Origin of the sequence: Streptomyces sp. CB02980 (genome assembly GCF_014451325.2) — a bacterium.
Lineage (GTDB): Bacteria > Actinomycetota > Actinomycetes > Streptomycetales > Streptomycetaceae > Streptomyces.
The window spans coordinates 1-13,672 of record NZ_JACSCH020000003.1 but is presented as its reverse complement, the minus strand read 5'-3'; the positions used below and the strand labels follow the sequence as shown (position 1 = coordinate 13,672).

Annotated in this window: 13 protein-coding genes; 10 read left to right on the top strand and 3 right to left on the bottom strand. The window is 72.3% G+C overall.

The features are described 5' to 3' along the window. The first annotated feature begins 22 nt into the window (after positions 1 to 22). The 4 genes from E0F75_RS06935 (at position 23) to ilvD (ending at position 4,545) form a co-directional block, all read left to right on the top strand. Positions 23 to 955, top strand: coding sequence for a Ppx/GppA phosphatase family protein (locus tag E0F75_RS06935; protein WP_187621637.1), 933 nt, complete (start codon positions 23 to 25; stop codon positions 953 to 955). Between the two features lie 166 nt (positions 956 to 1,121). Further along, the gene (locus E0F75_RS06930) at positions 1,122 to 1,958 is read left to right on the top strand and encodes a sugar phosphate isomerase/epimerase (protein WP_187621636.1); all 837 of its coding nucleotides are present in this window, start codon (positions 1,122 to 1,124) and stop codon (positions 1,956 to 1,958) included. Then, positions 1,955 to 2,566 (top strand): TetR family transcriptional regulator, encoded by a 612-nt coding sequence (locus tag E0F75_RS06925; RefSeq protein WP_187621634.1) that lies wholly within the window; start codon positions 1,955 to 1,957, stop codon positions 2,564 to 2,566. The genes E0F75_RS06930 and E0F75_RS06925 overlap by 4 nt, the downstream gene beginning before the upstream one ends. 125 nt (positions 2,567 to 2,691) lie before the next feature. Next, a complete protein-coding gene (gene ilvD, locus E0F75_RS06920; RefSeq protein WP_187621632.1) occupies positions 2,692 to 4,545 on the top strand; it encodes a dihydroxy-acid dehydratase in 1,854 nt (617 codons plus the stop codon). 77 nt (positions 4,546 to 4,622) lie between these two features. On the opposite strand, the gene E0F75_RS06915 is transcribed toward ilvD, so the two are convergent. Then, entirely contained in the window at positions 4,623 to 6,809 is a 2,187-nt protein-coding gene (locus E0F75_RS06915) for a PQQ-binding-like beta-propeller repeat protein (RefSeq protein WP_187621630.1), read from the bottom strand. Positions 6,810 to 6,966: 157 nt separating this feature from the next. Here E0F75_RS06915 and E0F75_RS06910 point away from each other — a divergent pair, with 157 nt between their 5' ends. From E0F75_RS06910 to proC, 5 genes are all read left to right on the top strand, one after another. Further along, complete coding sequence (locus tag E0F75_RS06910; protein WP_187621628.1) at positions 6,967 to 7,257, top strand: SH3 domain-containing protein; 291 nt, start codon at positions 6,967 to 6,969, stop codon at positions 7,255 to 7,257. Between the two features lie 35 nt (positions 7,258 to 7,292). Next, positions 7,293 to 7,832 carry a hypothetical protein gene (locus tag E0F75_RS06905; RefSeq protein WP_187621627.1) on the top strand — a complete coding sequence of 180 codons (540 nt, stop codon included), beginning with the start codon at positions 7,293 to 7,295 and terminating at the stop codon, positions 7,830 to 7,832. 133 nt (positions 7,833 to 7,965) lie between these two features. After that, positions 7,966 to 8,823, top strand: a complete 858-nt coding sequence (locus E0F75_RS06900; protein ID WP_187621625.1) for an ABC transporter ATP-binding protein — start codon at positions 7,966 to 7,968, stop codon at positions 8,821 to 8,823. Beyond that, on the top strand, positions 8,820 to 9,557 hold the full coding sequence (locus E0F75_RS06895) for an ABC transporter permease (protein ID WP_187621623.1): 738 nt from the start codon (positions 8,820 to 8,822) through the stop codon (positions 9,555 to 9,557). Before E0F75_RS06900 ends, E0F75_RS06895 begins: the two co-directional genes overlap by 4 nt. A gap of 85 nt (positions 9,558 to 9,642) precedes the next feature. Then, complete coding sequence (gene proC, locus E0F75_RS06890; protein ID WP_187621621.1) at positions 9,643 to 10,452, top strand: pyrroline-5-carboxylate reductase; 810 nt, start codon at positions 9,643 to 9,645, stop codon at positions 10,450 to 10,452. A gap of 9 nt (positions 10,453 to 10,461) precedes the next feature. Here proC and E0F75_RS06885 read toward each other — a convergent pair whose 3' ends face one another. Then, the gene (locus E0F75_RS06885; protein WP_187621620.1) at positions 10,462 to 11,058 is read right to left on the bottom strand and encodes a cysteine hydrolase family protein; all 597 of its coding nucleotides are present in this window, start codon (positions 11,056 to 11,058) and stop codon (positions 10,462 to 10,464) included. 84 nt (positions 11,059 to 11,142) lie between these two features. On the opposite strand from E0F75_RS06885, the gene E0F75_RS06880 reads away from it, so the two are divergent. Further along, entirely contained in the window at positions 11,143 to 12,156 is a 1,014-nt protein-coding gene (locus E0F75_RS06880) for a GlxA family transcriptional regulator (protein ID WP_187622134.1), read from the top strand. Here the strand turns inward: E0F75_RS06880 and trpS are convergent. After that, the gene (trpS, locus tag E0F75_RS06875) at positions 12,123 to 13,121 is read right to left on the bottom strand and encodes a tryptophan--tRNA ligase (protein ID WP_187621618.1); all 999 of its coding nucleotides are present in this window, start codon (positions 13,119 to 13,121) and stop codon (positions 12,123 to 12,125) included. The genes E0F75_RS06880 and trpS overlap by 34 nt on opposite strands. Between the last annotated feature and the right edge of the window lie 551 nt (positions 13,122 to 13,672).

Genomic DNA, 13,672 nt, shown 5'->3' with positions numbered 1-13,672 from the left:
TCGGCGCAGTAGCGTTCCGCCCATGAGACTCGGAGTCCTCGACGTCGGTTCGAACACAGTGCACTTCCTGGTGGTGGACGCCCACCCCGGCGCCCGGCCGCTGCCCGCCCATTCCCACAAGGCGGAGCTCCGGCTCGCCGAACTTCTCGACGAACGGGGTGCGATCGCGCCCTTCGGCGTCGAGCGGCTCATCGCGACCGTCCGGGACGCGCTGCTCGCCGCCGAGGACAAGGGCTGCGAGGAGGTGCTCCCGTTCGCGACCTCCGCGGTCCGCGAGGCGACCAACGCGGACGCCGTCCTCGCGCGCGTGAAGGACGAGACGGGCGTCGACCTCCAGGTCCTCACCGGTGAGGAGGAGGCCCGGCTCACTTTCCTCGCGGCCCGCCGCTGGTTCGGCTGGTCCGCGGGCAAGCTGCTCCTCCTCGACATCGGGGGCGGCTCCCTCGAAGTCGCGTACGGCATCGACGAGGACCCCGACACGGCGGTCTCCCTGCCGCTCGGCGCGGGCCGGCTGACCGCCGGCTGGCTGCCGGGCGACCCGGCCGACTCCACCGACGTGAAGGCGCTCCGCCGCCATGTGCGCGCGCAGATCGCCCGTACGGTCGGCGAGTTCAGCCGCGCCGGGCGGCCCGACCACGTCGTGGCCACCTCCAAGACCTTCAAGCAGCTGGCGAGGATCGCCGGCGCCCCCGGCTCGGGGGACGGCCTCTACGTCCAGCGGATCCTGACCCGCGCGTCCCTGGAGGAGTGGGTCCCGCGCCTCGCCGGCATGACCGTTCCCGAGCGCGCCGCGCTGCCGGGCGTCTCGGAGGGCCGCGCCGGACAGCTCCTCGCGGGCGCGATGGTGGCGGAGGGCGCGATGGACCTCCTCGGCGTGGAGGAGCTGGAGATCTGTCCGTGGGCCCTGCGCGAGGGCGTCATCCTGCGCCGCCTGGACCACCTGCCGGAGCAGTAGGACGTACGGGGAAGGGGGCGTACGGGGCAGGGACCTACAGGGCAGGGACGTGCGGGGGAGCGCCCCCACCGCGCGCCGTCCGTACCCCCGCTCACGCGCGCGTGCCCCGCCCCGGCGTGACCGGAACCACCCCCCGGCCCCCCGACGGGCCCCGTACCCTGTCTCCGTGGCAGAACCAGTGGTGCGCATCCCGGATGCGAAGGTCGCCCTGTCGACGGCCTCGGTCTATCCGGAGTCGACGGCGACGGCCTTCGAGATCGCCGCGCGCCTCGGTTACGACGGTGTCGAGGTCATGGTGTGGACCGATCCGGTCAGCCAGGACGTCGAGGCACTGCGCCGGCTCTCCGACTACCACCAGGTCCCGATCCTGGCCGTGCACGCCCCCTGCCTCCTGATCACCCAGCGCGTCTGGTCCACCGATCCGTGGGTCAAGCTCCAGCGGGCCCAGGCCGCGGCCGAGCGCCTCGGCGCGTCGACGGTCGTCGTGCACCCGCCGTTCCGCTGGCAGCGCCAGTACGCCAAGGACTTCGTCACCGGCATCTGGCGGATGGCGGACGAGACCGACGTGCGGTTCGCCGTCGAGAACATGTACCCGTGGCGGTACAAGGACCGCGAGATGCTCGCGTACGCCCCCGAGTGGGACGTCACCAAGGACGACTACCGGCACTTCACCGTCGACCTCTCGCACACCGCGACCGCCCGCACCGACGCCCTCGCGATGATCGACCGCATGGGCGACCGGCTCGGCCACGTCCACCTCGCCGACGGCAAGGGCTCCGCCAAGGACGAGCACCTGGTCCCGGGGCGCGGCACGCAGCCCTGCGCCGAGCTCCTTGAGCGCCTCGCGCACACCGGCTTCGACGGCCATGTCGTCATCGAGGTCAACACCCGCCGCGCGATGTCAGCCGCCGAACGCGAGGCCGACCTCGCCGAGGCCCTGGCCTTCACCCGGCTCCACCTCGCCTCCGCGGCCACCCGCCCGTCCCGGGTTCCGCGCCCGTGACCGAACCGGCCCCCCGCAGGCGCGGCCGCCCGTCCCGTACCGAGGAGGAGAGCGGACCGGGCGCGCGGGAACGGATCCTGGAGGCGGCCCGCGCCCAGTTCGCGGAGCGGGGCTACGACAAGACCTCGGTACGCGGCATCGCCAAGGCGGCCGGCGTCGACGCGGCCCTCGTCCACCACTACTTCGGTACGAAGGACGAGGTCTTCGCGGCGGCGATCGAGGTCTCCTTCGAGCCCGCGGCGGTCGTCCCGGCGATCGTCGGCGGCCCGCGCGAGACCATCGGGGAACGGCTCGCCCGGTTCTTCATCGGCGTCTGGGAGAACCCGGTCAGCCGCGCCCCGCTCCTCGCGATCGTCCGCTCCGCGCTCACCCACGAGGCGGCGGCCAAGGTGCTCAGGACCTTCGTGCTGCGGCGGCTCCTGGAGCGGATCGCGGACGAGCTCGACGTACCGGACCCCAAGTTCCGCGCGGAGCTTGCCGCCTCCCACATGATCGGGATCGCGATCCTGCGGTACGTGATCCAGGTCGAGCCGATGGCCTCGGTGGACCCGGAGGAGATCGTGGCCATGGTGGCCCCGACCCTCCAGCGCTACCTGACCGAGGCCTGACCCCCACCGGGCGGCCGTTGACCGAAAGCTGAACAGCCAGTCCGCCATGCGGACGCGCTGTCCAGATCTTGGTCCATCGGCGTACGCTCGAAAGCAAGCACCCCCATCACGAGGAGCGAGCGACGATGCCCGAGCTGAGGTCCCGCACAGTCACCCACGGCCGCAACATGGCGGGCGCACGCGCCCTTATGCGCGCCTCCGGTGTACCCGGCGCGGACATCGGCCGGAAGCCGATCATCGCGGTCGCCAACTCCTTCACGGAGTTCGTCCCGGGCCACACCCACCTGCAGCCCGTCGGCCGGATCGTCTCCGAGGCCATCACGGCCGCCGGTGCCATCCCGCGCGAGTTCAACACGATCGCCGTCGACGACGGCATCGCCATGGGCCACGGCGGCATGCTCTACTCGCTGCCCTCCCGAGACCTGATCGCGGACAGCGTGGAGTACATGGTCGAGGCGCACTGCGCCGACGCCCTGATCTGCATCTCCAACTGCGACAAGATCACCCCCGGCATGCTGATGGCCGCCCTGCGCCTCAACATCCCGACGGTCTTCGTCTCCGGCGGCCCGATGGAGTCCGGCCGGGCGACCCTGGTCGACGGCACGGTCCGCACGCTCGACCTGGTCGACGCGATGTCCGACGCCGTGAACCCGAAGATCTCGGACGAGGACATGCTCCGGATCGAGGAGAACGCCTGCCCGACCTGCGGGTCCTGTTCCGGCATGTTCACCGCCAACTCGATGAACTGCCTGACCGAGGCCATCGGCCTCTCCCTCCCCGGCAACGGATCGGTCCTCGCCACCCACACCGCCCGCAAGGCGCTGTACGAGAACGCCGCCCGCACGGTCGTCGACATCACCCGGCGCTACTACGGCGAGGACGACGACTCCGTCCTGCCGCGCTCGATCGCGACCCGCGCGGCCTTCGAGAACGCCATGGCCCTCGACATCGCCATGGGCGGCTCGACCAACACGATCCTGCACCTGCTCGCCGCCGCCCAGGAGGCCGAGCTCGACTACGGCCTGGCCGACATGGACGAGGTCTCGCGCCGCGTGCCGTGCCTGGCCAAGGTCGCCCCGAACGTCGCCAAGGACCGCACGTACTACATGGAGGACGTGCACCGGGCGGGCGGCATCCCGGCCATCCTCGGTGAGCTCTACCGCGCCGGTCTCCTCAACGAGGACGTCCACTCCGTCCACTCCCGCTCCATCAAGGAGTGGCTGGACGCCTGGGACGTGCGCGGCGGCTCCCCGTCCGACGAGGCCGTCGAGATGTGGCACGCGGCCCCCGGCTGCGTCCGCTCGGCGACCGCCTTCTCGCAGTCCGAGCGCTGGGAGGCGCTCGACGTGGACGCGGCCGGCGGCTGCATCCGCGACGCGGCCCACGCGTACTCGAAGGACGGCGGCCTCGCCGTTCTGCGCGGCAACCTCGCCGCCGACGGCTGCGTCGTGAAGACGGCCGGCGTCGACGAGTCGATCTGGACCTTCGAGGGCCCGGCCGTGGTCTGCGAGTCGCAGGACGAGGCCGTCGAGAAGATCCTGAACAAGCAGGTCACGGACGGCGACGTGGTCGTCATCCGCTACGAGGGCCCGCGCGGCGGCCCCGGTATGCAGGAGATGCTGTACCCGACCTCCTTCCTCAAGGGCCGGGGCCTGGGCAAGACCTGCGCGCTGGTCACCGACGGACGCTTCTCGGGCGGTACGTCCGGCCTGTCCATCGGCCACGCGTCGCCGGAGGCGGCCTCGGGCGGCACGATCGCCCTCGTCGAGGACGGCGACCGGATCCGTATCGACATCCCGAACCGCTCGATCGAGCTCCTCGTCGACGAGGCCACCCTGGCCGCCCGCCGTGAGGCGCTGAACGGCGTGTACGAGCCGAAGAACCGGCAGCGCAAGGTGTCGGCGGCGCTGCGCGCGTACGCGGCGATGGCGACGAGCGCCGACAAGGGCGCGGTCCGGGACGTGTCGAAGCTCGGCTGAACCCGGCGCGGTAGGACCTGAGACGGCGGGGAGCGGGCGGCGACGCCCGCTCCCCGCCGTCCTTCCTCAGCCGCGGTTCACCAGGAGGCGGGGTCGCGCGCGTCCACCGCGAACACCGAGCCGTCCGGGGCCGTGCCGAACACCCGGTCACCGGCGACCACCGGCGACGGCACCAGGGGCGCGTACTCGAGCCGGCCGTTGAGCAGCCGCGGCCTGGTCTGGCCGATCAGCGCCCCGCGTACGGTGTCGACGGCGAGCAGCCGCCCGTCCTGGACGGAGAAGTAGAGCCGGTCGCCGGGGCCCGTGACCGGCGTGGACACGTTCCCCGCGCCCGTCTCCAGCTCCCACAGCACCCGCCCCTTGGGCGCCGCGGTGTCGAAGGCGGTCAGGTGTCCGTCGGCGCCGAGGATGTGGACGACGGCGCCGCGCACGGCGACGCCCCGGACGTCGATCCGGTGGGGCAGGGGCAGCTCGCGCACGGAGCCGCTGCCGGGGTCGAGCACGATCAGCCGGTCGAAGAGCGAGTCCTGGTAGCGGGAGGCGAGGAGCAGCGCGCCGTCGCCGGTGCGGCCCAGCGGGTCGAGGTCGCCCGGCATGTTCCGCTGCCAGGCCTGCTCGCCGGTCCTGGGGTGGATCTCGGCCACGCGCGTGTGCGTCCCGTCGGCCGAGGTCTCGGAGACGGCGAGGAGACCGGACGGGGCGTCGTACGGTCCCGGGCGCGGGACCTCGAAGCCGGCCAGGCCGTGCCGCCAGAGTTCCTTCCCGTCGCGGCTGCCGACGGCTCGTACCCCGCCCCGCCCGTCGGTCAGGACGACGGCGGAGCCGGCCGGAACGTACCGCTCGGGGGGCTTCGCCGGTCCGGCGGTCCAGCCGGGGGCGCCGTCGGCGGCCGCGTGTGCCCGCAGCGGGTCCGCCGGGGCAGCCGCGCCGACCAGACCGTCGGCAAGGAGGAAGGGCGCGACCGGGGACTCCGCCTCGACGGGCCCGGTGCGCGACCAGGCGACCTTCCCCGTGACGGGGTCGAGCCGGGCGAGGCCGATGCCGCGGGCCGCGCAGTACAGCGCGCCCCCGCCGTGGGTGCACGCGGGCGCGGCGGTGGGGCCGTGCATCTGGAGGGTGGTGTGCCAGCCGGTGAAGGCGGTGGCCACCTCGTCGGGGCGGGCGGCGCGCTCGGATCCGCCGCCGGCCGGCGGACTCATGGCCGCGTACAGACCGGCCCCGGTGAGCGCGAGCGTGGCGGCGACGGCGAGCGTGAGACGCGGCCTGAGCCGCACCCGGCCGAGGCGCGGGCCGCGGCGGGGCGGGGCCGGCGCGGTGGCCCGTACGGGCGTGTCCGCGTCCCACGCGGGCGCGGGGCCGGGCTCGCCGTGGGCACGCTCCTCGCCGTACGGCAGCGCGGGCCGGCGCCGCTGCGCCGGTATGAAGGCCTCCGCCGCGTACGAGGGAGGCAGCAGCGCCGACATGATCTGGGCCGGAGTCGGGCGCTCGCCGGGCTCCTTGGCGAGGCAGCGCGCGACGAGCGGCGCCAGCTCCGCCGGCACACCCGACAGATCGGGCTCGTCGTGGACGACCTGGTACGCCACGATGTACGGGCTGTCGGAGTCGAACGGGCCGTGCCCGGTGGCCGCGTGGACGAGGACCGCGCCGAGCGCGAAGACGTCCGCGGCGGGCCCGACCTCCCGCGGCCGCTGGAACTGCTCGGGCGCCATGAACGGCGGCGAGCCGATGAGCTTGCCCGTCTCGGTGTGCAGATCGCTGTCGACGGGCCGCGAGATGCCGAAGTCGATGACCTTGGGGCCGGTGTCGGTGAGCAGGACGTTGCTGGGCTTGAGGTCGCGGTGGACGACACCGGCTCGGTGGATGTCGCGCAGGGCCTCGGCGAGCCCGGCGGTGAGCCGGCGCAGTTCGGCCGGGGCCAGCGGGCCGTTCCGCTTCACCTGGTCGGCGAGGGTGGGCCCGGGGACGTAGAGGGTGGCCATCCAGGGGCGTACGGCATCGGGGTCGGCGTCGACGACCGGCGCGGTGAAGGCCCCGCTGACCCGGCGGGCGGCCGCGACCTCCTGGCGGAAACGCGCCCTGAACTCGGGGTCCTCCGCATACCGTGCGTGCACGACCTTGACCGCGAGCCGCAGCCCGGAGGCGGAGGCCGCGAGGTGCACGACGCCCATGCCGCCGGCGCCCAGGCATGCCTGGAGGCGGTAGTCGCCCGCGTACTCGGGCTGCTCCGCATTCCGGTCTGCACCGGTATTGCGCAACGGCGGCATCGCCCACCCCCGTGTGGTTCCCCGTCACTCGCGCGCACCCGCGCGAACCCGACGGAGCCTAGTCCATGGCCCCCACGAAGTCGGTGGGGCTTGCTAGCCTGCGCGTCGCGGAGAGTGAAACTCGGCGGAGCGCTTTTGCGCCAAGGGGGAGAACACCATGAACACGGACGAGAACAAGACGACGACGACGGCGAGCACGGCCACCCGCTACGCGGTCGCGCCCGGCTACCGGGTCAATGTGCGCTCGGGCCCGAGCACCCAGTACCCGATCGTCCGGGCGCTGCCGCTCGGCGTCACGGTGGCGATCTCCTGCCAGAAGTACGGCGAGTGGATCAACGGCCCGTACGGCACCACGAGGATCTGGGACAACATCGCGCCGGGCGAGTACATCTCCGACGCGTACGTCCGCACGGGCAGCGACGGGTTCGTCGCACCGCGCTGCGCCTGAGGCCCTCGTCCGTCGCCCCGGGGATAATCGACATTGTGAGCGACGACGAGCAGACCCCCAGCACCACCGGTGGCGCGACCGGCGGCCCGACCGGCGGGACTCCTGCCGGGCCTCAGCCCGAAGAGATCCGTTTCTTCGGCACGACCTGGGTCGACCACAGCGGCAATTACACGCTGCGCCGCATCGGCCTGGCCGTCGGCTCGCTGGCCGCCGCCGTCGCGGCCTGCTTCGTGCTGCGCTTCGCGTACCAGGGCCTGGAGATCGCGGACGTCGGCGGCATCGTCAACATGCTGGTCGTCCTCATGTTCGCGGTCTGCAGCGCCATCGCCTTCCGCAAGACCTGGGAGGGCTTCGTCCGCAGGCCCACCGACCCGGCCCGCGAGGAGTCGCTGCGCAGCCTGAAGGCGATCGGCTTCATCGGCTCGCTCCTCGCCTACTGCGCCCGCTGCTTCGTCGAGGCCCCGGGCGAGAAGCTCCGCCGCGCCGAGTACGACACGGCCCGCGCCCAGTACGAGAAGCGCCGCGGCACCCGTACGGGCAACCCGGCCGCCCGCAAGAAGCCCAAGCGCAAGTAGTCAGCCGGCGACAGCCCCCGCGAGATCCCTTCTCGCGGGGGCTTCGTCGTTCCCTCCCGGGGCCCACCACGACCGAACGCCGGAGCCCGCCGGGTGCTTGACGGCCAGGACCGCCGGGAGGACTATTCATCGCATGATGAATTACCCGGCGGGTGAGGCCGCCGACCAGGCCGCAGCCAGGTCCGACACCACCGTCGCCACGCCCGGTTCACCCCCGGCCCACCCGCCCGCCGCAGCGATCGCCGCGCACGGACTCACCACCGTCCGAGGCGAGCGCACCGTCCTGCGCGGCCTCGACTTCACCGTCCAGGCCGGCCGCATCACCGGCCTCCTCGGCCCCTCGGGCTGCGGAAAGACCACCCTGATGCGCGCGATCGTCGGCACCCAGGCCAAGGTCGGCGGCACCCTCCAGGTCCTCGGCCTCCTCGCCGGCGACCCCACCCTCCGCTCCCGCATCGGCTACGTCACCCAGGCCCCCTCCGTCTACGACGACCTCACCGTCCGCCAGAACCTCGACTACTTCGCCGCCGTCCTGTTCCCCGGCCGCGCCCACCGCCGGGAACGCCGCGCCACCGTCGACCGGGCCATCGACGACGTCGACCTCGCCACGCACGCCGACTCCCTCGCCGGCCGGCTCTCCGGCGGCCAGCGCAGCCGCGTCTCCCTCGCCGTCGCCCTCCTCGGCACCCCGGAACTCCTCGTCCTCGACGAACCCACCGTCGGCCTCGACCCCGTCCTCCGCCGCGACCTGTGGAACCTCTTCCACCAGATCGCCGCCGACCGCGGCACGACCCTCCTCGTCTCCTCCCACGTGATGGACGAGGCCGAACGCTGCCACCGCCTCCTCCTCATGCGCGAGGGCGAGATCCTCGCCGACGACACCCCCGAGGCCCTCCGCCGCCGCAACGACACCGCCACCGTCGAAGAAGCCTTCCTCCGCCTCGTCGACGCCGCCGCCGCCCGAGCCGCCCACGAGGAGCCCCGGTCATGAGCCCCGCCCGCACCCTCGCCACCGCCGCCCGCGTCCTGCGTCAGCTGCGCCACGACCCGCGCTCGATCGCCCTGATGCTCCTCGTGCCCTGCGTGATGCTCTTCCTGCTGAGGTTCGTCTTCGACGGAAGCCCGGGCACCTTCGACAACATCGGCGCCTCACTGCTCGGCATCTTCCCGCTCATCACCATGTTCCTGGTGACCTCCATCGCGACCCTCCGCGAACGCACCTCCGGCACCCTCGAACGCCTCCTCGCCATGCCCCTCGGCAAGGCCGACCTCATCGCCGGCTACGCCCTCGCCTTCGGACTCCTCGCCGTCGTCCAGTCCGCCCTCGCCACCGGCCTCGCCGTCTGGTTCCTCGGCCTCGACGTCATCGGCTCCCCCTGGCTCCTCCTCCTGGTCGCCCTCCTCGACGCCCTCCTCGGCACCGCCCTCGGCCTCTTCGTCTCCGCCTTCGCCGCCTCCGAGTTCCAGGCAGTCCAGTTCATGCCGGCCGTGATCTTCCCCCAGCTGCTCCTCTGCGGACTCTTCACCCCACGCGACCGCATGGCCCCCGCCCTCGAAGCGATCTCCGACGTCCTGCCCATGTCGTACGCCGTCGACGGCATGAACCAGGTCCTCCGACACCCCGACGTCACCGGCGACTTCGTCCGCGACGCCCTCGTCGTCGCGGGTTGCGCCCTCCTCGTCCTCGGCCTCGGCGCAGCCACCCTCCGCCGCCGCACCGCGTGACCGCCCCTCGGACACCCGCACACCACCCGGCCCGCCGGTGCGAGGATGACCACACGTACCCCCCTCCGGCGAGGTGAACAGAGCCATGACCCAGACCGTCGCAGTCCTCGGCACCGGCAAGATCGGTGAAGCGCTCCTCAGCGGCATGATCCGCGCCGGCTGGCGCCCCGCGAACCTCCTGGTCACCGCCCGCCGCTCCGAACGCGCCGAGGAGCTCCACGCCCGCTACGGCGTCGAGACCGTCACCAACGCCGAGGCCGCCAAGCGCGCCGACACCCTCATCCTGGCCGTCAAGCCCCAGGACATGGGCCGCCTCCTCGACGAGCTGGCCCCCCACGTCGCCGCCGACCGCCTGATCATCAGCGCCGCCGCCGGTATCCCCACCTCCTTCATCGAGGACCGCCTCACCACCGGCACCCCCGTCGTCCGCGTCATGCCCAACACCCCCGTCCTGGTCGACGAAGGCATGTCCGTCATCTCGGCCGGCAGCCACGCCACCCCCGCGCACCTCGCCCACACCGAGGAGATCTTCGGCGGCGTCGGCAAGACCCTCCGCGTCCCCGAGTCCCAGCAGGACGCGGCCACCGCCCTCTCCGGCTCCGGCCCGGCGTACTTCTACTTCCTCGTCGAGGCCATGACCGACGCCGGCATCCTCCTCGGCCTGCCCCGCGCCCAGGCCCACGACCTGATCGTCCAGGCCGCCATCGGCGCCGCCGTGATGCTCCGCGACAGCGGCGAACACCCCGTCAAGCTCCGCGAGGCCGTCACCTCCCCGGCCGGCACCACCATCAGCGCCATCCGAGAGCTCGAGAACCACGGCGTCCGCGCCGCCCTCATCGCCGCCCTCGAAGCCGCCCGCGACCGCAGCCGCGAACTCGCCTCCGGCAACAGCTGACCCCCGAGGTCACCGGACCCCGACGGACGCCCCCTTCACCACCTCCTCCGTCGTCACGACCTTCGCGAACCGTCCCCCGTGCAGGGACACGGCCGTCGCCTGCGACAGCTCGTCCGCGCTCCGGGACCAGCCGAACGGCCCCTCCAGATCGAACGTGTGCATCGCGTCCAGCGGGAACACCACCTCGTACCCGAGGTTCCCGCCCATCCGCGCCGTGGTCTCGTTGCACATGTTCGTCTGGATCCCGACGATCACGATCTGCCCGATCTCCCGCCCGGACAGCCACGCGTCCAGCGACGGCTCCCCGTAGAAGGCGGAGTTCACGCTCTTCGTCACCAGCAGCTCAGGACCACTGCCCTTCCCGCGCCGCTCCTCGACGAAGTCCTTGAACGCGTTCCCCTCGTACCCGACCCGCAGCGGCGAGCGCGAGCCCTCCACCGAGTCGTGCCGCACGAACACGACCGGCCGCCCCGTCTCCTGCCACAGGTCGATCAGAGCCGCGATGTTCTCCTCGGCGGCCGGGTTGTTCCGCTTCCCCCAGAACTCCTCCTCGAAGCCCTTCTGTACGTCGATGACAACCAGCGCTGTGTTCTCCGTGATCTCCATGCCCACGATCCTGCCGCCGGCCGAGGCCCTCTCCCAGAGGGGTGAATGACAGCGATCGATGATTTACTGCCACTCATGCCGCCCATGCCGCAGACCCCCGCGCCCCGCCCCCAGCGCATCGCGCTCCTCTCCTTCCCGGGCATCCGCGCCTTCGACGTCTCCGTCATCACCGAGGTCTGGGGCAGCGACCGCACCCTCCGCGGCGTCCCTCCCTTCGAACTCCGCAGGGCAGCCACCGACCCGGACACCCCCATCCCACTGCGCGGCGGTCTCTCCCTCACCCCCGACCGCCCGCTCACCTGGCTCGACGACCTCACCCCCACCGACCTGGTCCTCGTCCCCGGCATCGAGGACCCCGACACCGACGTCCCGACCCCGGTGCTCGACGCCCTCCGCCGCGCCCACACCGCGGGCACCCCGGTCGCCTCGCTCTGCGCCGGCGCGTTCGTCCTCGCCCGCGCCGGACTCCTCGACGGCCGCCGCGCCGTCACCCACTGGCACCTGGCCACGACGCTCGCCGACCGCCACCCCGCGATCCAGGTCGAACCCGACGCCCTCTTCGTCGAGGACACCGGCGTCTGGACCTCCGCCGGCACCGCCGCCGGTATCGACCTCTGCCTCCACCTCGTCCGCACCGCCCACGGAGCCGAAGCAGCCGCCGCCATCGCCCGCGCCATGGTCACCGCCCCCTTCCGCACCGGCACCCAGGCCCAGTTCATCGAGCACCCCACCCCCCGCGCCGACCGCGACGCCGACGCCCTCGCCGACATCCGCGCCCACGCCCTCGCCCACCTCGACGAGCCCCACACCGTCGCGACCCTGGCCGCCCGCGCCGGCATGTCGCCCCGCTCCTTCGCCCGCCACTTCCAGGCCACCACCGGAACCACCCCCCTGCACTGGCTCATCACCCAGCGCGTCGCCGCCGCCCAGAAACTCCTCGAACTCACCGACCACCCCCTCCCCGAGGTGGCCCGCCGCGCGGGCTTCGGCAGCGAGGTCACGATGCGCCAGCACTTCGCCTCGCACCTCGCCACCAGCCCACGCGACTACCGCAACGCGTTCCGTCACCCGGCGGGCAACAGCCCGATCGCCCGATAGGACCGGTCCACCAGGGGCCGCGCCGTCTCCCGGGCCCGCAGGGCCCCGTCCCGTAGCACCTGATCCACAAATCCGGGGTCCGCCGCGAGCTCGGCATGCCGCTCCCGCAGGGGCCTCAGCAGCTCGACGACCGCGTCCGCCGTGTCGTTCTTCAACGATCCGTACGTTTCATATACACCGGCCAGCGCCTCGGGGTTCCCACCCGTCGCGGCGGCCATCAGATCGAGGAGATTCGCCACGCCGGGCCTGCCCTCCCGGTCGTACTCCACATCCCGCCCGCTGTCGGTCACGGCCCGCATGATCTTCCGCCGCACGGTCTCCGCGTCGTCGAGGAGATAGACGATCCCGGCCCCGTTCGCGTGCGACTTCCCCATCTTCGACGTGGGGTCCTGAAGGTCCATGACCCGCGCCGCCACCTCGGGCCGCGTCGCCCGCGGCACCGTGAACGTGTGGCCGTACCGCTGGTTGAACCGCACCGCCAGATCCCGGGTGAGCTCCACGTGCTGCATCTGGTCCTCACCCACCGGCACCTCGTCGGCCCCGTAGGCCAGGATGTCCGCCGCCATCAGCACCGGATACGTCAGCAGCGACAGCCGCACGCTCTGGCCGGCGGCCCGCGCCCGGACGCTCTTCTCCTTGTACTGGATCATCCGCCGCAGCTCGCCGTCCGTGGCGGTGCACTCGAGCAGATACGACAGCCGCGCGTGCTCGTCCACATGACTCTGTACGAACAAGGTGCACCGTTTCGGATCGAGCCCCGCCGCCAGCAACAGCGTGGCCGCCTGCCGACTGAGCCGCCGCACCCGCGCCGGATCGTGCTCCACGGTCAGCGCGTGCAGATCGACGACGCTGAACAGCGCCTCCGCCCGGTGCTGATCGACCTCGACCCACCGTCGTACGGCCCCGAGGTAGTTGCCCAGCGTCAGGTGCCCGGTCGGCTTGACCCCGCTGAAGATCCTCGTCATCGCGTTCGTTCTCCCTCTTCTCCTGAGCGCCGACCCGACGGCCGGTTCCCGGAGGGGGATACACGAACGGCCGCCGAGTCGGCGGCCGCTTGCTGCATGCGCGAGTGGTGGGCCGCCGTCAGGCGGCCCACCACTGGGTGGTGTGCGCACGCGTAGTCATACGCAGAGGCTACGCCCGAGGACCCGGGTTGACACGGGATTGACGGATCCGTAAGGTTCTCCGAGTTGTCCGACGTGAGCACCGACCCCGGTCGGCCCCGGACAGCCAATCCGCAAGATCCACAGAAGCTGATGGTGCTTTGCCGTGCCGTTCTGCTTTCCGTGCGTTTTTGCGAATTGAGGAATCCGCGTTCGAAACCCGAGCGCAGCCCCCGATTAGCGTCGGAGGCAGGGAATCCGCTAAAGTCTCACTCGTCGGAACGGCCCAACAGCCGGAAAGACAAATCCCGCTGACTGGGAATCAGACGCCGAAAGGATCTGATAGAGTCGGAAACGCAAGACCGAAGGGAAGCCCGGAGGAAAGCCCGAGAGGGTGAGTACAAAGGAAGCGT